The sequence below is a fragment of the Actinotalea endophytica genome (assembly GCF_025717005.1).
Taxonomy (GTDB): domain Bacteria; phylum Actinomycetota; class Actinomycetes; order Actinomycetales; family Cellulomonadaceae; genus Actinotalea.
This window is the reverse complement of the sequence record NZ_JAOVZU010000010.1, coordinates 1-18,969: the sequence shown is the minus strand read 5'-3', so window position 1 is coordinate 18,969 and position 18,969 is coordinate 1. Positions and strand designations below refer to the sequence as shown.

Below are 18,969 nucleotides of genomic sequence, written 5' to 3'. Positions count from 1 at the left end.
CGAGAGCCCTGCCGCTCCGGGCGGGGCGCCGGGCGGCCGACGACGATCGGTTCGTCGGTCGCCGGCCGGGAACGGGGCCGCTGGCCGGACGGCGGGTAGCTCGGGGGGACGTCGCCGGCGGGGCGGTCGCCCGGTGTCGGTGGTCGTGGCACGGTTGAGCCTAAGCACTCGGCCGGTGTTCAGCCCGGTGCGACGCGGCGGAGGGCCGCGATCGGTTCACCCGCACACGCCGGCGGTGTCGGCGGAGTTGACGTCCAGGCCGGGGATCGAGGAGACGGTGGGCGTCGACGTCGGCGAGGCCGACTCGGTCGTCGTGTCGCTCGTCGCGGTGCCGGTCGCCGTCGAGTCGGCCGTCGTGCTCGGGTCAGCCGTGGCGGTGGCCGTGGCGGTCGGCGTCTCGGTGGCCACGACGGGCTGGTCCGCGGCCATCCGGGCCCAGACCTCGTCGGCCGTCGAGGTCCACACGACGCGGTTCGGGTCGGACGGGGCGGTGGCGACCGGGATCGTCATCAGGACGATCTGGCTCGTGTCGAGGTTCTTCAGGCTGAGCGCGAGGCCGGCCATGTCGGTGAGGTGGCTGAGCCCGGGGTCCACGGTGAGCGAGCTCGTGGCGGCGTCGAGGAACTGCATGAGCCCGCTGACGTTCGTGAACAGGTTCTTGGACAGCACCTGGCGCATCATCGCGGCGACGAGCTCCTGCTGGCGGGTGGCGCGCTGCAGGTCGGAGCCGTTCATGTTGGTGCCCTTGCGAGCACGTGCGTACGCCAGGGCGGTCTGACCGTCGAGGGTCTGGTAGCCCGCGCTCACGTACAGGCCGGCGTCGGGGGAGTTGTAGTCCTCGGGGATGCAGATCGGCACGCCGCCGATCGCGTCCACCATCTGCTGGAAGCCGGCGAAGTCCACGACCACGAAGTGGTCGATCGTCAGACCGGTGAGGCTCTGCACCGTCTTGATCGTGCAGGCTGCGGCCGAGGTGAGGTCGCCGCCCTGGTCCCAGCCGGTCGCGAAGGCCGAGTTGAACATCGCGTTGTACTGCGCCCTGGAGGTCGACCCGTCGGTCATCGTGCACGACGGGATGTCGACCAGCGAGTCGCGGGGGATGGACACGAGCTCGGCCCGCGTCCGGTCGGCCGAGATGTGCGCCACGATCGTCGTGTCGGACCGCATCCCGGCGACGCCCTCGGTGCCGCCGATGACGCCGTTCTCTCCGTCGCGCTCGTCGGAGCCCATGATCAGGATCGTGACGTCCTGGCCGGCCTGCGGGTCGTCCGGGTCGGGCGTGCGGCTCGGCGTCGGTGCCGGGCCGACGAGGGCCTCGACGTCGGCGACGTCGACATTGCCCTGGAACCGGGTGTACGCGGCCGCAGCTCCCGCGGTCGAGAACGACAGCGCCGCCACGACGACGAGCGCGATGGCATGACGGATGCGGTGGGTCCGCTGCGCGACGGCGTGCCGTGGCAGACGGGCGCCCGGTACCGACGCGTGGCGAGGGATCACGACGACAACGATAGGGCCGCCGCCCGCGAAGCCTCGGGTCGAGCCTGGACCGGTTCGGTGGAGGGACTGTGGAGATCGGTCATCACTAGGCCAGACCGGTGACCTGCGACGACGCCGGTCGGGGGGTTCCGGGTCTAGCGACCGAGCTGGGCGTACCTGGCCTCGGTGGCGTCCTTCTGCGGGCGCCACCAGGCCTCGTTCGCGCGGTACCAGTCGACGGTCGCGGCGAGGCCGTCGCGGAAGGTCGTGTAGCGGGGCGACCAGCCGAGCTCGTCGCGCAGCTTCGTCGAGTCGATCGCGTACCGCATGTCGTGGCCGGGGCGGTCGGAGACCAGGTCGTAGGCGTCCGGCTCGAGGCCCATGAGCTCGAGGATGAGCTCGACCACCGTCTTGTTGTTCTCCTCGCCGTCCGCGCCGATCAGGTACGTCTCGCCGATCCGGCCGCGCTCGAGGATCGCCCACACGGCGGAGTTGTGGTCGCGGACGTGGATCCAGTCCCGCACGTTCTCGCCGGTGCCGTAGAGCTTGGGGCGCACGCCGTCGACGACGTTGGTGATCTGCCGCGGGATGAACTTCTCGACGTGCTGGTACGGGCCGTAGTTGTTCGAGCAGTTGGAGATCGTCGCCTGCACGCCGAACGACCGGACCCAGGCCCGGACCAGGAGGTCCGACGCCGCCTTGGTCGAGGAGTAGGGGCTGGACGGGTTGTACGGCGTGGTCGGCGTGAACTTGGCCGGGTCGTCGAGCTCGAGGTCGCCGTAGACCTCGTCGGTGGAGATGTGGTGGTACCGCACCTCGTGGCGGCGGACGGCCTCGAGCAGCGTGTAGGTACCCACCACGTTGGTCCGCACGAACGGCCAGGGGTTGGACAGCGAGTTGTCGTTGTGCGACTCCGCCGCGAAGTGCACGACCGCGTCGGCGTCGGCGACCAGCCGGTCCACGAGCTCGGCGTCGGCCACGTCGCCGCGCGCGAACGAGATCCGGTCCGCGACCGGCGCCAGCGACGCCTCGTCGCCGGCGTAGGTCAGCGCGTCGAGGACCGTCACGCTCACGTCGGGGTGCTCCTCGACCGTCTGGTGCACGAAGTTGGCGCCGATGAAGCCGGCACCGCCGGTGATGAGCAGACGCACGAGAACCTCCGGATCCTGGGAACGCCCCAGGGTAGCGGCCCGGTGGCTGGTCGATGCGGCGTGACATTGTGGGGCGAATCGGGCGGCAGTGCTCACGGTCCTTGACGACGGGCCGACCACTACGGAGACTGCGAGGGCCACGTGTCTCACCAGTCACATCCGTCACACGACTGCCAGGACGTCTCATGCTTCCCTCCATCCTGCTCAGCCTCGCGCTGGTGCTCAGCGGTCTGACGCCCGCGACCGCTCTCGCCGGACGCCCGGCGGTGAGCGCGGACGGCGTCGCCACCGACGGTGTCATCGGTGCCGACGGCAGCGTGGGCTCGGACGCCTCCGACGAGGTCACGGTGACCGAGGTCCCGCTCGAGGTGACGGACGTCCCGGTCGCCGCCGACCAGGTGGCGGGCGCCCCGGACAGCTCCTCGCCCGGCGGCTCGGTCGACACCGTGACGGCGGCGGCCGACGAGCCGCTCGTGGCCGACACGGCCGACGGCGGCCGGGTGGTCAGCGACGTGCTGGAGACCGACGGCTTCCAGACGCTCGGCGTCACCTGGCCGGACAGCGCCGACGCCGACGGGCTCGACGTCCAGGTGCGCACGCGCGACGACCGCGGCGTGTGGTCCGACTGGCATGCCCTCGAGGCCGCCGACGACGGTCCGGACGCCGGCACGCCCGATGCCGAGCGCGAGGTGCGCGGCGGCACGGACCCGCTGTGGGTCGGCGAGGCCGACGCGGTCCAGATCTCGTTCGCCGACGGTGAGGCGGCGCCGTCGGACCTGAGCCTGACGCTCGTCGACGTGCCCGAGCAGTCGACCGTGGACGCGGCGAACGCGCTCGCGACCACCGGCGCCACGGTGGTCTCCGCCGCGATGGTCAGCACCGCGACGGACGCGCCGACGATCATCACGCGTGAGCAGTGGGGTGCCCGGCCCCAGGTCTGCACGCCGAACGTGGCGAGCAAGCTGGTCGGTGCCGTGGTGCACCACACCGCGGGCTCCAACTCCTACTCCACGGTCGCCCAGGCCATGCAGCAGATCCGGGGCGACCAGGCGTACCACATCGACGGACGCGGCTGGTGCGACATCGGCTACAACTTCGTGGTCGACAAGTGGGGAAACATCTACGAGGGCCGCGACGACTCGCTGATCAAGCCGGTCGTCGGCGTGCACGCCGGTGGCTTCAACACCGGCACGCTCGGCGTCTCGATGCTCGGCACCTACGACTCCGCGCCGCCGGCGGCGACCGTCCGGGCCGTCGCGCAGATCATCGGCTGGCGGCTCGGCTACTACGGCGTGAACCCGCAGGGTTCGATGGTCTACCACACGTACGGCGGGGAGAACTCGCGCTACACCGAGGCGGACGTCGCGTTGCCCAGGGTGTTCGGCCACCGGGACGTCGCGTACACCGCGTGCCCGGGCAACGGCGGGTACGCCGCGCTCGGCTCGATCCGCTCCCAGGCCGCGTCCTTCGGGTTCGACCTGCGCTTCCAGTACGCCACGCCGGTGGTCAAGGCGCTCTACTGGGACTTCCTGCGGCGCCAGCCCGACCAGACCGGCATGGGCTACTGGTCCAACGAGTTCGCCGCGGGCCGCGGCGGCGCCCCGCTGGTCGCTGGCCTGACCAACAGCGACGAGTACGTCAACCGCCGGATCCTGCAGGCCTACGAGCAGACCCTCGGCCGCGAGCCCGAGCCCGGTGGCCAGGAGTTCTGGTTCGCCGAGATCCGCGCCGGCCGGGCCACGGTCGACGACGTCACCCGCCGCTTCCTGTCCACCGACGAGTTCCGCGACAAGTCCGGCGGCACGGATGCCGGCCTCGTGCGGCGGCTGTTCGAGACCGTGCTCGGCCGCACCGCGTCGTCGGGCGAGGTGAGCTACTGGGCGGACCGGATCGGTGAGATCGGCCGGGAGAAGGCGATCGACGACATCTGGTTCTCCACCGAGGCGGCGGAGCGCCGCGCCGCGGCGTACTACCTGACGTTCCTCAAGCGGAAGGCCGAGCCCGCGGGCCAGCAGTTCTGGGGCCAGGTGCTGCTGCGGGACGGCGAGGGCGCGGTCCGCGCCGGGATCGCCGGAAGCGACGAGTACGCGGCCAAGGCGCAGGAGCGCTACCCGAGCTGAGCGGGGGCGTGTCGCGCGGCGTCTCAGCCGAGCGAACGGTCGGCCGGCGCGACCGTTGTGTCCAGGTGGACGAAGCCGGTCTCCCTGCCCTGGGCGGTCACGGCGAAGCCGGCGCCACTCACGAGGCGGTGCAGCTCGCGCCCGTCCGGGCCCGAGATCGACCCGTGAGCGGTGTAGCTGCCCTCGCCGATCCACGCGGCCGGGGCGTGGAAGTCGAACGCGAGTCGGCCCGAGCCGGCCGGGAGCTCGGTCCCGAGCAGGCGGCTGTTCGTGCCGTAGATGTTCTGACCGGTGACGGTCTCGATCCCGAAGCCGACGAAGAAGCCGGGCATCGCGTCCTCGACCCGGACGTGGACGCGGAAGGTGAGATCGGCGCCGGTGGGAACGGCCTCGACCTGCTTGCCGCCGCTGAAGACCTGCACCCGCTCGACAACGGCGCTCGGCAGGCTCGCGCTGTGCGTCAGGGCGGCCGAGGCGCGCTCCCGGGCCTGGTCGTCCATCCAGGTCTGCTCGAACTCGGTGCGCAGCGCGTGCAGAGCTTCGCGCGGCGGCCCGTCCGCCTGGACGTGGCCGTGGTCCAGCATGATCGCCCGGTCGCAGAGCTCGGCGACCTGGTCCAGCGAGTGCGTGACCAGGACGATCGTGCGGCCCTCCTGCTGGAAACCGCGGATCCGGTCCATGCACTTGCGCTGGAACGGCTCGTCGCCCACGGCGAGGACCTCGTCGACGAGCAGGATGTCCGGGTCGACGTGCACCGCGACAGCGAAGGCCAGCCGGACGTACATGCCGGACGAGTAGAACTTCACCTGGGTGTCGATGAACGGCTCGATCCCGGAGAAGTCGACGATCGCGTCGAAGTACCGCGCCGTCTCCTGCTGGCTCAGGCCCAGGATCGAGGCGTTGAGGAACACGTTCTCCCGGCCGGTGAGGTCGGGGTGGAAGCCGGCGCCGAGCTCGAGCAGGGCCGCGAGGCGCCCACGCAGCCGGACGTCGCCTGCGGTCGGCTGGATGATCCCGCCGATCACCTTCAGCAGCGTGGACTTGCCGGAGCCGTTCGGGCCGATGAGTCCGACGGTGGAACCCGAGCTGATCCGGAGGTCGACGTCGCGCAGCGCCCAGAAGTCCTCGCGGTGGCGCTGCGAGCGCCCGAAGTTGACCAGTCGCTCCTTGAGCGACTTCTCCTTGCGGATGACGAACCGCTTGGAGACGTCCCGCACCTCGACGACGGTGGTCATCACAGCTCCTGCGCGAAGTTGCTCTGCAGCCGGGCGAACACCCGCTGGGCGAGCCAGAGCAGGACGATCGAGATGACGAGGGTGACCCCGAGGGTCCCTGCGAGGTCCGGCGGTGTCGGTTCGTCGGTACCCGAGACCCAGAAGACCCGTTGGAACGCGAGGACGACCTGGGTCATCGGGTTCGCGAGGTAGAGCTGCGCGAGCATCGGGCTGAGGTGCGACTCGACCAGGCCCCACGAGTAGACGATGGGCGAGGCCCAGAACAGGATCATGATCAGGATCTCGACGAGGTACTGCACGTCGCGCAGGTAGACGTTGATCGCGGAGAGCAGCACGGCGAGTGCGGTCGAGTACACGACGAGCACGGCGAGCGCGAGTGGCAGGAGAAGCCAGCGACTCCCGGTCGGGAAGCGACCCAGCACCGCCGTCGCCGCGACCAGGATCCCGAGCTGGACGGTGAAGTTCACCAGGGCCGCCCCGACCGCCGAGAGCGGGAAGACCTCGCGCGGCAGGTACACCTTCTTGATCAGGCCGGCGTTCCCGACGATCGACGACGTGCCCGTGCTGATGATCTCGCTGAACAGCTGCCACGCGGTCAGGCCGGTGAACACGAAGATCGCGAAGTCGGGGATGCCGGTCTCCCGGCCGGGCACGCGCTCGGCGCCGAGAAACTTGCCGATCGCGACGTAATACACCAAGAGCATCGCGAGCGGCCGGGCGAGGGTCCAGAAGAACCCGAGCACGCTGTCCTTGTAGCGGGCCTTGAGCTCCCGTCGGACCAGCAGGCCGAGCAGCTCGCGGTGGGCGGCGATGTCTCGCAGGGACTGCACGGTCCCGCGGAAGAACCCCGGCTGCGCGCCCGCCGGGCGGAGCGGCTCTGCTGCGAGAGCCGCGGCGCGCTGGCCGCCGTCGATGGTCATCTGCTCCCCGATGGTGGTGGGTAGGTGCGGGTCCGCAGCCTACCTCCGGGTGAGATCCGCTACACACGCGTCGGAGACTGGAGGCAGACCCCTGCGGCCGTGGTGCAATGGATCTCCCGGCTGGAGAGAGGTTGCCAGATGCGACACCGTCGTCGAGCACTGCACTGGATCGTCAGTGCGGCCCTCGTGCCGTTGCTCGTGGTCCCCACGGCCGGGGTCGCCCAGGCGGAGGCGGTCGGCACCGTCGTCGCAACCGTTGCCGAGCCCACCGTGACCTTCATCGGGCACGGTTGGGGGCACGGCCGCGGCATGGGGCAGTACGGCGCGCTGGGCTACGCCACGATGTACGACAAGAGCTACACGTGGATCCTGGACCACTTCTACGGCGGGACCAGTGCGGGCGCCGTCGGGAACCCGACGATCTCCGTCGAGCTGCTGGGCCTGTCGTCGAAGCCACTCATCGTGACCGGCAAGCACGTCTACGTGCGCAGCATGAGCACCCCCGGCACGCTCGTCGACCTCGGCACCGCAGCGCGGTTCACGGTCAGAGCCGACGGGCACGTGAAGGTCGAGAAGGGGGCCGGGTGCAGCACGACGAGCTGGGAGCTCGTGTCCGACGACGCGACGTACCAGGCTGGGAGCACCAGGGTCCAGGCGGCGACGGGAGCCTCGGACGTCACCGACCTGCTGCGGGCGTGCTACCTCGACCTGGACCCGAAGATCGAGCGCGCCTACCGCGGTGAGCTCTCCATCGAGGGCACGTCGACCGCTCAGCTGACCTTCAACCGGGTCGCGACCGAGGACTACCTGCGCGGCGTGGTGCCGCGCGAGAGCCCGTCGAGCTGGGGCGACCTCGCCGGCGGGAAGGGCATGGAGGCACTCAAGGCGCAGGCCGTCGCGGCCCGCTCGTATGCGCTGTCGAGCTCTCGGCCGAGCGGGGCGACCACGTGCGACACGACGGCCTGCCAGGTGTACGGCGGGGCAGGGATCCGTTATCAGGGCTTCACGGTGGAGTCGCTCGAGGCGGCCAACACGAACGCGGCGGTGACCGCAACGGCCGGTCAGGTGCGGATCTGGCCCGGCTCCGGTGCGGTGGCCCGTACCGAGTTCAGCTCGTCGACGGGTGGGTACACCGTCGGTGGCGCCTTCGCGGCCGTGCCGGACGACGGCGATGCGGTGGCACAGAACCCCAATCACGACTGGACGGTCGCCTACCCCCTGTCCACCGTGGCGGCGAAGCTCGGGCTGTCGGGCGTGCGCGGTATCACGGTGACCCAGCGCAACGGGCTCGGCGACCTCGGGGGGCGGGTGCTCTCCGTCCAGGTGGTCGACGACGCCCACGTGACACACACGTACACGGGTGCGACCTTCCGCAGCAAGATGGGCACCTCGCAGTTCAAGAGCGACTGGTTCGCGGTCTCGATGGTGAACCAGGACGAGGCGGAGAACGTCGTGCGGGCTCTGTACTGGGACCTGCTCGGTCGCCGCGTCGACTCCTCCGGGCTGGCGACCTGGACGCGCTACCTGATGACCACCGGTGACACTGCCGGTCTCGTGCGCAGCCTAGCCACGTCGCGCGAGCGTCTCGAGCGGCTCGTGAGCGACCAGTACCGCTCTGCCCTGAACCGCGTCCCGGAGCCCGAAGGGCTCTCGCACTGGGTCGCCCACCTGGATGCGGGCTGGGGCGTGTACGACCTGCAGATCGCCATCTACGGCTCGCCGGAGTCGCTGTCCACGTTGGGCCGTGGCGACGTCAAGGTGTGGATCGGTGCGCTGTACCGGCGAATCCTCGGACGTACCGCCTCAGCGGGCGAGCGCACCTACTGGGCGCAGATCGCGGCCGTCTCGGGGCGCGAGACCGTGGTCGCCGGCATCGCCCAGTCGGACGAGGCCACCATGCGGCGGCTCACCGTCTACTACCGGACCTTCTTGGGGCGTCAGGTCGACGCCTCGGGCAAGGCGACGTTCCTGCCGATGATGACCGCTCGCGGCGACTTCGACGTCCCGGTCCATCTCGGGTCGAGCCCTGAGTACTGGAGCAAGGCGCAGGAGTAGCCGAGGGGCCGGCGTCGACTCCCGGGCCGGCGACGGTCAGGGACGTGGGGTGGTGAGCTGCTGCCACGCCTCCTCGGCGTACTGGGACCAGGAGCGTCGGGGGCGCGCATGCGCTTCGGCGACGAGCCTCGCGTGGAGCGCATCGTCGGTCAGCAGGTCTGCCATCGCGTCGGCCACCGCCAGCGTGTCTCGTGGGTCGACCACGAGGGCACCACCGTCGACGGCGACCTCGGCCATCGCGCCGAAGTTGGACGTGACGACCGGCGTGCCCGAAGCGAGCGACTCGGCCGAGGGAAGCCCGAACCCCTCGCTGATCGACGGGAAGACGGTGCACCGCGCGAGCCGGTAGAGGGCCCAGAGCTGCTCCTCGCCGATATTGGTCAAGACCTCGATCGGTTCGCCGTCGGCCACGGCTCCGGCGAGCGCACGCCGGAACGTGGCACCTCCCCAGGCGTTCCCGCCCACGAACAGCAGGTTGAAGTGCAGCCCACGCCGCCAGAGGATCTGGGCGGCCCGCAGCACGGCCACATGGTTCTTCCGTGGCTCATGGCTGCCCACGCACAGCACCAGGGGAGATCCCGGCACGGCGTGCAGGTCGCGAGCCTCGGCCAGTGCGGCATCGGACGGTTCGGCCGCCACGGTCGCGAGGCGCACCGTGCCCACCTCGGGCCCGGTGTGGCCGGCCGCCTTGATCATGGTGAGCCAGCCCTCGACTTCGCGCCGCGTCGCGTCCGACACCGCGGCGAGCCGGTCCATCGCACGCAGCGCCACGAGGTAGCCCGCGAAGTCGGCCGATACCCCGGTGTCCGTCGTCTCCGCGAGCGTGATCGGGACCATGTCGTGCACGACCGCTCCGGTGCGGCAGCGCGCGTGGAGGCTCAGGGCGTGGATCCGGGCGGAGCGCTCGCGGTCCAGCGCGACCTCGGGGAGCAGGTAGGTGCAGTCCCAGGGCACGATCGCGCGGCGACTCCCAGTGGCCTCGCCGCCGGGGTCGACGCGGTCGCTCTGGGCCGCGGACGGCTCGTGCAGGCAGTTGAACGACGGGTCCCAGACCACCGGTTCGGCGCCGTGCTCGCGCATCCAGCCTCTCGCGGCCTCGAGCGTCACCCGCTGGATCCCCGTCGTGAACGGCGAGCTCGCCGCCTGGTGGACGTCCACGAGCACCGCGCCGCGCACGACCGTGACGTCCACGTCCACCCGGTCGGCCGGGACGGTCGCCTCGATCGCGGCGAGCACGTTCTCCGGTCCGTCGAGCTCGAGCGCCCGTTGTGTCGCGACCACGTCGTTCGCGTGCGGGAACCGGGCATGCAGGGTGGCGGTGGTCAGCCACACCGCGTCGGCACCGCCGGCCAGGAAAGCGAGCACTGCCGCGCGGGGATCCGGCCCGGAGAGGTCGAGAGCCCGGGTGAGCTCCGCGAGGCGGCGCTGCACGACCGGTCCCCGATCCACTGGACGGGCCCCGAGCACGGTGCGCTCGACAACCGACCTGAGTGCCCGGCGGGCTCGGGCTGCGGCGCTCACGCCCGGACCTCCGTCGCCCGGACCACCGGCACGGCGGTCACCAGCGCCTCGTAGAGCTCGCCGGCGTAGTCGTCCCACGTCCGGACGGAGACGAGGGCGGCCTCCTGCTCCAGGCGGTTCAGCTCCGCACGATCCGTGAGCAGCAGCCGCATGGCATGGGTGAGGGCCTCGTCGTCCCGGGGGTCGACGACGAGGCAGCCGCCCCGGGCGGCGATCTCCCCGGTGGAGCCGTAGGCCGTGGTGATCGCGGGCGTGCCGCAGGCCACGGACTCCACGACGGGGAGGCCGAACCCCTCGTGCAACGACGGGAAGACGGTGAACGTCGCGTCCCGGTAGGCCTGCCAGAGCTCCGCGTCGCCGACGCCCCGGCGGGTGCGCACCGGTCGGCCGGCGGCGGCCAGGGCGTCGAGTCGCGCGTCGAGCGGCGCAGAGCCCGAGCCGGCGCCGCCGATGAAGTCGAGGTCGAAGTCGAGCCCGCTGCGCCAGCACAGCTCCGCGGCGTGCAGAACCGCGAGGTGGTTCTTGTGCGGCTCATGGCTGCCGACGCAGAGCACGAGGGGCCGATCGCGCCGTGCGGGGGGCGCGAGCTCCGGTGGGCGGTCCGATGCGAGCATGACCTCGACGACGTCGGGGCCGGCGAGGCCCTGAGGCTCGAGCGAGGCCGCGAAGCCACCGAACTCCGCCGTCGCCGACGTGCTGATCGCGGCCACCCGGCGGGAGTGCTTCACGACCCGCAGGTAGCGCACGTACATGGTGGGCTCGGCCGCGGGTCGCATCTCGGCGCTGGTGATCGGGATCGCGTCGTAACCGATCATCACGACGGCGGAGCCCGAGTACCGAGCGAGCGCGGCGAGCGGTGTCGCGGTCTGGCCCTGGGAGACCTCCGGGAGCAGGACATGGCATCGCCACGGGAGGACGGCGGACGCCGCCGCCGCCAGGGCCGCGTCGTCGGCATCGCTGTCCACCGGGCCGGACCAGCGCAGGACCCGGTCGCGCTCGACCGGGCTGAGCCCGCGGAGCATGGTCTGCTTCTCGTCCCACGCGAGCAGCGTCAGGTCGGTGCGCGTCGTCCAGCGGCTGCAGACCTCGCGTGTGACGCGCTGGATCCCGGTGTGGCGGTTGAACCGCGCCGCATGGTCGACGTCGGCGAGCACGGCGCCGGAGACGACGCGAAGCTCGCGGTCCAGCTCGCCCCGGTCGCGGATCGTCTCCGCGGCGTGCCGCAGGACGTGCGCCGCGAGCTCGGCCGCGCAGGGCTCGAGCGCGAGCTGGTCGAGGAGCGCCTCGACCTGCTCGGTGGTCGGGAGGTGTCCGGCCGTGGCCGCGAGCAGCAGCCAGGCCAGCGAGCCGTCCCGGGTGCTGATGAGCTCGTCGACCATCGCGGCGAGAAGGTCGCCGGCGTCGCGAGCGGCGTCGCCGTGCGGCTGCGGAGGGCTCGTGAGCACGGCGTGTGCCGCGGCGTCGAGCCGACCGTGCAGCCGCGCGACGCGCGCGTCGGGGTCGGTCACCAGGCCCCCATCCGCCGTCGGAACGCGCGGATCGGGCGGGTCAGCCGCCAGGAGATGGTCTGCTGCATCTGCGCGAGCTCGAGCTTCGCCCGGTCGAGCTCGCGCTGGTGGTCCACGGACCAGTCGGGCACCTGGCGCGGTTCCCAGGCCGCCCACGACGAGATCGCCCGACCGCGCCACCGGCTCAGCTGATCGGACAGCTCGGCGACGCGTTCTTCGAGCTCGACGACCCGGGCGTCGATCGAGTCGTCGAGCGAGCACGCGGGGTGGTCGAGCTGAGCGGCGAGCTCGGGGTGATCGGGTGCCGACCAGAATCGGGAGACGCCGTCGTGCACGCCCGGGGTCCAACCCGCGGCGGCGAGCCGCCCGGCATCCAGCGAGGCGTCGGCGACGACGACCCAGGGGCGCCGCGCGTCGAGGTCGATGGCCGCGAGCACGGACCGCGATGTGTCGCCCGCGTGGAGCACCAGCACGTGCAGGTCGCCGTCAGGCTCCGCCACCTGGTCTGCCTGGGCCGGGGCCAGCGTGAGGTCCTGCGGACGTTGTGCGGCGTGCAGCGCGTGCCGATCCGGCGCGAGCACGACGGTCCCGGTCCAGCCGTGCTCGGCCAGCGACCGGGTGACGGGGGCCTCACCGGTCTCGTCGACCTCCAGGTAGTGGCCGGGCGACACGTGACGAAGTGCCCGCCAGAGCACCACGTCCTCCCGGTTGAGGGCACGGGAGACGAAGGGGGTGCTCACCGCGCCATCATAGGCAGCCACGCCTCGCGCGACGGTGCGCCGCGTGCCCGCACGGCTACTATGGGCGCCACTTCTCCCCGAGACTCCGAGGAACCATGCCGCGCGCACTCATCACCGGGATCACCGGTCAGGACGGCCTGTACCTGGCCGAGCTCCTGCTCTCCAAGGGCTACGACGTCTTCGGCCTGATCCGCGGCCAGAACAACCCCAAGCGAGAGATGGTGCGACGCACCGTCCCCGGCGTCGAGCTCCTCACCGGCGACCTCACGGACCTGTCGAGCCTGCTGCGTGCGATGGAGGCCGCGCGGCCCGACGAGGTCTACAACCTCGGCGCGATCTCGTTCGTGGCGTACTCGTGGGAGAACGCGATGCTCACCACGGACGTGACCGGCAAGGGTGTGCTCAACATCCTCGAGGCGGTCCGGCTCTACTCCCACGACGACCCGCGCAAGGTGCGCTTCTACCAGGCGTCCAGCTCGGAGATGTTCGGCAAGGTGCAGGAGGTGCCGCAGCGCGAGTCGACGCTGCTGTGGCCGCGCTCGCCGTACGGCGTCGCCAAGGTCTTCGGCCACTACATGACGATCAACTACCGCGAGTCGTACGGGATGCACGCCTCCTCGGGGATCCTGTTCAACCACGAGTCCCCGCGGCGCGGCCCGGAGTTCGTCACGCGCAAGGTCAGCCGGGCCGTCGCGCGGATCGAGCTCGGGCTGCAGGACGAGATCGTGATGGGCAACCTCGACGCCAAGCGCGACTGGGGCTACGCCGGCGACTACGTCGAGGCGATGTGGCGGATGCTGCAGCAGGACGAGGGCGACGACTACGTCGTGGCGACCGGTGAGACGCACTCGATCCGGGAGCTGCTCGACGTCGCGTTCGGCGCGATCGGCGTCTCCGACTGGTCCGGGTACGTCAAGCAGGACCCGCGGTTCATGCGGCCCGCCGAGGTCGAGCTGCTGATCGGGGACCCGAGCAAGGCCCGCACGGTCCTCGGCTGGGAGCCCAAGGTCGGGTTCGAGCAGCTCGTCACGATGATGGTGGAGAACGACCTCGAGGAACAGCGCGCACTGGCCGGGCGGTAGGGGCCGTGCCCAGGGCACTCATCACCGGCATCACCGGGCAGGACGGCGGCTACCTCGTCGAGCGCCTCGCGCCGGACACCGAGCTGCACGGCCTGGTGCACGACGCCGACCCGGCGCGCGACGAGTTCGTCGCCCGCTACCCGGAGGTCGTCCTGCACCGGGGTGACCTGGCGGACGACGACAGCCTGCGGGCCGTCGTGGACGAGGTCGAGCCCGCCGAGATCTACAACCTGGCCGGGATCAGCTCCGTCGCGCTGTCCTGGGAGAAGCCCGCGCTCACCGGCCGGCTGAGCGGTCAGGCCGCGGTCGTCCTGATGGAGGCGGCCCGCGCCCTGCAGGAACGGAGCGGTGCCCGCGTCGCGTTCGTCCAGGCGTCGAGCGCCGAGATGTTCGGCCAGGCGGCCACGGCTCCCCAGGACGAGCAGACGCCGATCGCACCGGTGTCGCCCTACGGCGCGGCGAAGGCCTACGCCCATCAGATGGCCGGCGTGCTGCGACGGCACGGCCTGTACGCCTCGAGCTGCATCCTCTACAACCACGAGTCGCCCCGGCGGCCGCTGCAGTTCGTCACCCGGAAGATCACGGCCGCTGCCGCGGAGATCGGCCGCACGGGGTCCGGGGTGATCCGGCTCGGCAACCTCGAGGCCCGCCGCGACTGGGGTTGGGCGCCGGACTACGTCGACGCGATGGTCCGCGCCGCGCGGCACGCGGAGGCCGGCGACTTCGTCGTGGCCACCGGCGAGACGCACTCCGTGGCCGAGTTCGCCGAGGCCGCGTTGCGGCGCGCCGGGGTCGGCGACGCGTGGCGCGACCACGTCGAGGTGGACCCGGCGTTCTTCCGGCCGGTCGACGCCGCCGTGCTGGTCGGCGACGCGACGAAGGCCCGGCGCGAGCTGGGTTGGGCGCCCACGGTCGGCTTCGCCGAGGTGGTCGGCCGCATGGTCGACCACGACCTCGCGCTGCTCGACTCCTGAGCGTCAGGCCGGCGCCGGCGAGCCCGGCGGTCCCGGAGTGTGGTCCGCGGGTGCGTCGGGCCGCAGCGCCGCGGCGGCCGCGGCGAGAGCGGCGACGCAAGAGGCCACGAGCAGCGCCGCCCCGGCGACCAGCCAGCCCGGGGGCACGGCGGACCAGGAGGCCCAGCGGGCCCAGGCGACGCCCCACGATGCGCCGTCGCTCGCGTACATGGTCCCGAGTGCGAAGGCCAGGGCGGCGATCGCCGACGCCACGGCTGTCGCGGTCGCGGCGAGCGGCATCGCGCGCCGGAGCCGTGGCGGGATCAGGACGACCGCGGCCGACACGGTGGCGCCGATCACGGCGAGCGAGCTGAACAGATACCTCCCCTGCAGCGCAGGTAGCTGACCGGTCCGCTGGTGCGACTGCCACACGGCGGTCAGGACGATCGCAAGGATGCCGAGCGGCAGGATCCACAGGGTCGCGAGCTGACCGACCCGGTGGGCCCGCCTGGCCCAGACGACGGCGGCGACCAGGGAGACGACCAGGACCGTCTGGCCGACAACCACCCAGACACCCGGGATCGGCACGTCGAGCCAGCCGAAGTTGCCCCAGAACGACTGCGACATGATGCTCGCTGCGGCGCGCAGGAACGTGAGCACGCCCGTCGTCACGGGTTCGGTGGCGTCCGGCAGGCCAGGTTGGCCCGCTGGTTGGACGGTCCCGTGGACAAGGATGTTCCGCAGCCACCACCAGCCGCCGATCGTGAACGCGACCGCCATGGCGAGGCCGCTGCGCAGCCATCGGTCACGCCGCCGCGGCGCGGGCGCGACGAGCAGAGCGACGGCGACCATCGGGATGCCGGCGATCAGCAGTCCCTTGCTCGCCAGACCCAGGCCGAGCGCGGCGCCGAGGCCCGTCGCGAGCCTCAGGCTCGAGCCGCGCGCCAGGGCCCGCGCGGCGAGCCAGACCACGAGCGCTCCCGCCGCGGTGGTGAGGACGTCGTTGGTCACGGTCCCGGCGACGTGCCCGAACTGGGGTATGGCGAGGGGTAGCGCTGCACCGGTCGCGGCCGCCGATCGCGACCTGGTCAGCTCGAGCGCGGTGGCGGCCGTCAGCGGCACGAGGCCGACGGTGAGCGCCACCCCGAGCAGCCGGAGCGCGAGCAGCTGGTCGTCCCACCGCCAGTCCTGCGCGGACAGCACCCACAACAACCCGGCGCCGAGCGTGTAGTAGCCGGGCGGGTGCTGGGTCATCTGGTCGTGGGCGGGCGACGCCGCGTCCGGCCACGGCTCGTCGAGGTCGGTGACGACGGCGCGCTCGTCCCGTGGCACTGGCTCGACCGTGATCATGCTCTCGAAGCCCGGCGCGAACCCGGCCTGCGCGGCGGCGGTCATCGTGCCGACCGTGAGGTACGCCTCGCCGGGCTCGGGCCACCCGTCGCCGCGGAGCAGCCGCAGCACGCTGTTGAAGTGCTGCGGCTCGTCGGGGGCGTGGAAGCCGGGTGTCAGGAACGCCCACATCAGCGACACGCTGCCGAGTGCGGCGGTGAGGAGCCAGACCACCCACCGGTAGGCGCGCCGCGACATGGGACGGCAGGATATCGGATCGCCGTCGGCCGCCACCGGCCGCGCGTCGCGCCGTCGTAGGATCGGCGGCGACCGGACACCGACCTGGAGGCCCATCCCGTGTTCTGGCGAGCGCCGACCCGATGACCGCACTGCCCGCCCGGGAGATCACCCCGGGACTCGTGTCGGTGGTCCTGGTCAACTACAAGGGGGCGCCGGACACCATCACGTGCCTGCAGTCGTTCGCCGACCTGGACTGGCCGGCCGAGCGGCTCGAGCTGATCGTGGTGGACAACGACTCCGGCGACGGGTCGGCCGAGGCGATCCGTGCCGCGGTGCCCGACGCCACGGTGATCGAGTCCGGCGGGAACCTGGGTTTCGCGGGCGGGTGCAACACCGGCGTCGCGCACGCCTCGGGGGAGTACGTCGCGTTCCTCAACAACGACGCGCGGGCCGACGCGGGCTGGATCCGCGCCGCGGTCGACGTGCTCGAGGCGGAACCCGACGTGGCGTCCGTGGCGTCGAAGGTCCTGGACTGGGACGGCAAGCTGGTCGACTACGTCGACGGCTCGCTCACCTGGTTCGGGATGGGCTACAAGCGCGAGGTCGAGAAGCCGGACACCGGCCAGTGGGACAGCCCGAAGGACGTGCTGTTCGGCACCGGTGCCGCGATGTTCGTCCGGACCGCCGTGTACCGCGAGGTCGGCGGGTTCGACGAGCGGTTCTTCATGTTCTACGAGGACGTCGACCTGGGCTGGCGGCTGAACCTGCTCGGCTACCGGGTGCGCTACGTGCCGGGCTCGCTCGCCTTCCACAAGCACCACGGGACGATGAACAAGTTCGGCAGCTACCGGGAGAGCTACCTCCTGGAGCGCAACGCGCTGCTGTCGATGGTGAAGAACTACGACGACGAGTCGCTCGCCCGCACGCTGCCCGCGGCGATGGCCCTGGCGGTGCGACGCTCGGTCGCGCGGACCGGGCTGGACGCGACGATGCTCGACCTGCAGCGCTCGCCCGGCGGTGACGCCGAGCGAGAGGTCTCGGTGCCGAAGATGGCGCTCACCGGGCCGCTCGCGATCGACTACCTCGTCGAGCAGCTGCCGAGCGTCCTGGAGACCCGACGGGACCTGCAGGCGCGGCGCCGGCGCAGCGACCGGGACCTGTTCCCGCTGTTCCGCGAGGCCCTCGAGCCCGCGTACGGCCAGCCCTCCTACCTCGCCGCGCACGACACCCTGGTGGAGATGTTCGGCATCGCCGAGCTGGTCACCACCCGGCACCGGGTGCTCGTCGTGACGGGTGAGCCGCTCGGTGAGCGGCTCGCCGGCCCGGCGATCCGCGCCTGGGAGATGGCGCGGGCGCTGTCCGGCGAGCACGACGTGCGGCTGGTGTCCACGGCCGGTGCGCGGCGCAAGGGCGAGGGTTTCAGCGTCGAGTACGCCGCGGGCACGGGTCTGCGCGAGCCCACCGCCTGGGCGGACGTCGTGGTCTTCCAGGGCTTCCTGCTCGAGACAGCCCCTGGCCTCAAGGCGAGCGACACGGTGGTCGTCGCGGACGTGTACGACCCGATGCACCTCGAACAGCTCGAGCAGGCCAAGGACCTCGGGCCCGAGGGGCGGGCGAACGCGCTCGACGTGACCACCCACGCCCTCAACGAGCAGCTCAAGCGGGCCGACTTCCTGATGTGCGCCTCGGAGAAGCAGCGGGACTTCTGGCTCGGTGCGCTGGCCGCTCAGGGCCGGGTGAACCCCGCCGTGTACGACGAGGACGCCGGCCTGGACAACCTGATCAGCGTCGTGCCGTTCGGCATCCAGGACGAGCCGCCCGTGCAGCGCCGGCACGCGATCAAGGGGGCCGTCCCGGGCATCGGCCCGGACGACAAGGTGATCCTGTGGGGCGGCGGCGTCTACAACTGGTTCGACCCGCTGACCCTGCTGCGGGCCGTGCGGGTGCTCGCCGACCGGCATCCGGACATCCGGCTGTACTTCCTCGGCATGACCCACCCGAACCCCGGCGTGCCGAAGATGCGGATGGCCCAGCAGACGCTCGACCTCGCGGCGGAGCTCGACCTGCTCGACACGCACGTCTTCGTGAACAGCGACTGGGTGCCCTACGACGAGCGTGCCGACTACCTCCTGGACGCGGACCTCGGCGTCTCGACCCACTTCCACCACGTCGAGACCGAGTACAGCTTCCGCACCCGCATCCTGGACTACCTGTGGGCGTCGCTGCCGGTCGTCGCCACCGACGGCGACACGTTCGGTGCGCTGATCCAGGAGCACGGGCTGGGGCGGGCCGTCCCGGCCGAGGACGTCGACGCGCTCGCCGCGGCGCTCGAGGAGATGCTGTACGACGAGGCCGCCGCCGGGAGCGCGCGCGAGGCCGTGACCGCCTTCGCCGAGCGGTTCCGGTGGTCGGCCGTGCTCGCGCCGCTGACCGAGTTCTGCCGGCACCCGCGGCGGGCCGCCGACCTCGCGGTGCCCGGCGCCGCGCCCGAGCCCCGTCGGCGGCGGCGCACCATGCCGGCGCCGTCGCTGGGTTCGGACCTCGCCCTCGCGAAGGCCTACCTGCGTGCGGGCGGGGTCCGTGAGGTGACCCGCCGCGCGGCCGGTCGGGTCCGTCGGGTGACCGGTCTGGGGGACCAG

Annotated in this window: 13 protein-coding genes; 5 read left to right on the top strand and 8 right to left on the bottom strand. The window is 71.9% G+C overall.

The window, feature by feature from the left end; translation table 11 throughout:
• Positions 1 to 216: 216 nt before the first annotated feature.
• Positions 217 to 1,497: an LCP family protein gene (locus tag OEB99_RS16090; protein ID WP_263578311.1), complete on the bottom strand. Its 1,281-nt coding sequence runs from the start codon at positions 1,495 to 1,497 to the stop codon at positions 217 to 219.
• A 134-nt stretch (positions 1,498 to 1,631) separates the two neighbouring features.
• Entirely contained in the window at positions 1,632 to 2,627 is a 996-nt protein-coding gene (gene rfbB, locus OEB99_RS16085; protein WP_263578310.1) for a dTDP-glucose 4,6-dehydratase, read from the bottom strand.
• 185 nt (positions 2,628 to 2,812) lie between these two features.
• Here rfbB and OEB99_RS16080 point away from each other — a divergent pair, with 185 nt between their 5' ends.
• The gene (locus OEB99_RS16080) at positions 2,813 to 4,747 is read left to right on the top strand and encodes a DUF4214 domain-containing protein (protein ID WP_263578309.1); all 1,935 of its coding nucleotides are present in this window, start codon (positions 2,813 to 2,815) and stop codon (positions 4,745 to 4,747) included.
• Between the two features lie 23 nt (positions 4,748 to 4,770).
• Here OEB99_RS16080 and OEB99_RS16075 read toward each other — a convergent pair whose 3' ends face one another.
• Positions 4,771 to 5,982, bottom strand: coding sequence for an ABC transporter ATP-binding protein (locus OEB99_RS16075; protein ID WP_263578308.1), 1,212 nt, complete (start codon positions 5,980 to 5,982; stop codon positions 4,771 to 4,773).
• Complete coding sequence (locus OEB99_RS16070) at positions 5,982 to 6,902, bottom strand: ABC transporter permease (RefSeq protein WP_263578307.1); 921 nt, start codon at positions 6,900 to 6,902, stop codon at positions 5,982 to 5,984. Before OEB99_RS16070 ends, OEB99_RS16075 begins: the two co-directional genes overlap by 1 nt.
• Positions 6,903 to 7,040: 138 nt before the next feature.
• Here OEB99_RS16070 and OEB99_RS16065 point away from each other — a divergent pair, with 138 nt between their 5' ends.
• Positions 7,041 to 8,957, top strand: coding sequence for a SpoIID/LytB domain-containing protein (locus tag OEB99_RS16065; protein WP_263578306.1), 1,917 nt, complete (start codon positions 7,041 to 7,043; stop codon positions 8,955 to 8,957).
• Positions 8,958 to 8,993: 36 nt separating this feature from the next.
• On the opposite strand, the gene OEB99_RS16060 is transcribed toward OEB99_RS16065, so the two are convergent.
• From OEB99_RS16060 to OEB99_RS16050, 3 genes are all read right to left on the bottom strand, one after another.
• The gene (locus OEB99_RS16060; RefSeq protein WP_263578305.1) at positions 8,994 to 10,388 is read right to left on the bottom strand and encodes a glycosyltransferase family 4 protein; all 1,395 of its coding nucleotides are present in this window, start codon (positions 10,386 to 10,388) and stop codon (positions 8,994 to 8,996) included.
• A gap of 86 nt (positions 10,389 to 10,474) precedes the next feature.
• The gene (locus OEB99_RS16055) at positions 10,475 to 11,986 is read right to left on the bottom strand and encodes a glycosyltransferase (protein WP_263578304.1); all 1,512 of its coding nucleotides are present in this window, start codon (positions 11,984 to 11,986) and stop codon (positions 10,475 to 10,477) included.
• On the bottom strand, positions 11,983 to 12,726 hold the full coding sequence (locus OEB99_RS16050; RefSeq protein WP_263578303.1) for a hypothetical protein: 744 nt from the start codon (positions 12,724 to 12,726) through the stop codon (positions 11,983 to 11,985). Before OEB99_RS16050 ends, OEB99_RS16055 begins: the two co-directional genes overlap by 4 nt.
• A gap of 95 nt (positions 12,727 to 12,821) precedes the next feature.
• On the opposite strand from OEB99_RS16050, the gene OEB99_RS16045 reads away from it, so the two are divergent.
• Both OEB99_RS16045 and OEB99_RS16040 read left to right on the top strand, forming a co-directional pair.
• On the top strand, positions 12,822 to 13,808 hold the full coding sequence (locus tag OEB99_RS16045) for a GDP-mannose 4,6-dehydratase (protein ID WP_263578302.1): 987 nt from the start codon (positions 12,822 to 12,824) through the stop codon (positions 13,806 to 13,808).
• Positions 13,809 to 13,813: 5 nt separating this feature from the next.
• On the top strand, positions 13,814 to 14,782 hold the full coding sequence (locus tag OEB99_RS16040) for a GDP-mannose 4,6-dehydratase (protein ID WP_263578301.1): 969 nt from the start codon (positions 13,814 to 13,816) through the stop codon (positions 14,780 to 14,782).
• Between the two features lie 3 nt (positions 14,783 to 14,785).
• On the opposite strand, the gene OEB99_RS16035 is transcribed toward OEB99_RS16040, so the two are convergent.
• Positions 14,786 to 16,348 (bottom strand): DUF2142 domain-containing protein, encoded by a 1,563-nt coding sequence (locus OEB99_RS16035; RefSeq protein WP_263578300.1) that lies wholly within the window; start codon positions 16,346 to 16,348, stop codon positions 14,786 to 14,788.
• Between the two features lie 122 nt (positions 16,349 to 16,470).
• Between OEB99_RS16035 and OEB99_RS16030 the strand changes: the two genes are divergently transcribed.
• On the top strand, positions 16,471 to 18,969 hold a 2,499-nt coding region (locus OEB99_RS16030), incomplete at its 3' end, for a glycosyltransferase (RefSeq protein ID WP_263578299.1).

What these genes read in the sequence shown, in the direction of transcription:
- OEB99_RS16045 (WP_263578302.1), top strand. Translation starts at nt 12,822, where the DNA reads ATGCCGCGCGCACTCATCACCGGGATCACCGGTCAGGACGGCCTGTAC.
- OEB99_RS16065 (WP_263578306.1), top strand. Translation starts at nt 7,041, where the DNA reads ATGCGACACCGTCGTCGAGCACTGCACTGGATCGTCAGTGCGGCCCTC.
- OEB99_RS16075 (WP_263578308.1), bottom strand. Translation starts at nt 5,982, where the DNA reads ATGACCACCGTCGTCGAGGTGCGGGACGTCTCCAAGCGGTTCGTCATC.
- OEB99_RS16070 (WP_263578307.1), bottom strand. Translation starts at nt 6,902, where the DNA reads ATGACCATCGACGGCGGCCAGCGCGCCGCGGCTCTCGCAGCAGAGCCG.
- OEB99_RS16080 (WP_263578309.1), top strand. Translation starts at nt 2,813, where the DNA reads ATGCTTCCCTCCATCCTGCTCAGCCTCGCGCTGGTGCTCAGCGGTCTG.
- OEB99_RS16035 (WP_263578300.1), bottom strand. Translation starts at nt 16,348, where the DNA reads ATGTCGCGGCGCGCCTACCGGTGGGTGGTCTGGCTCCTCACCGCCGCA.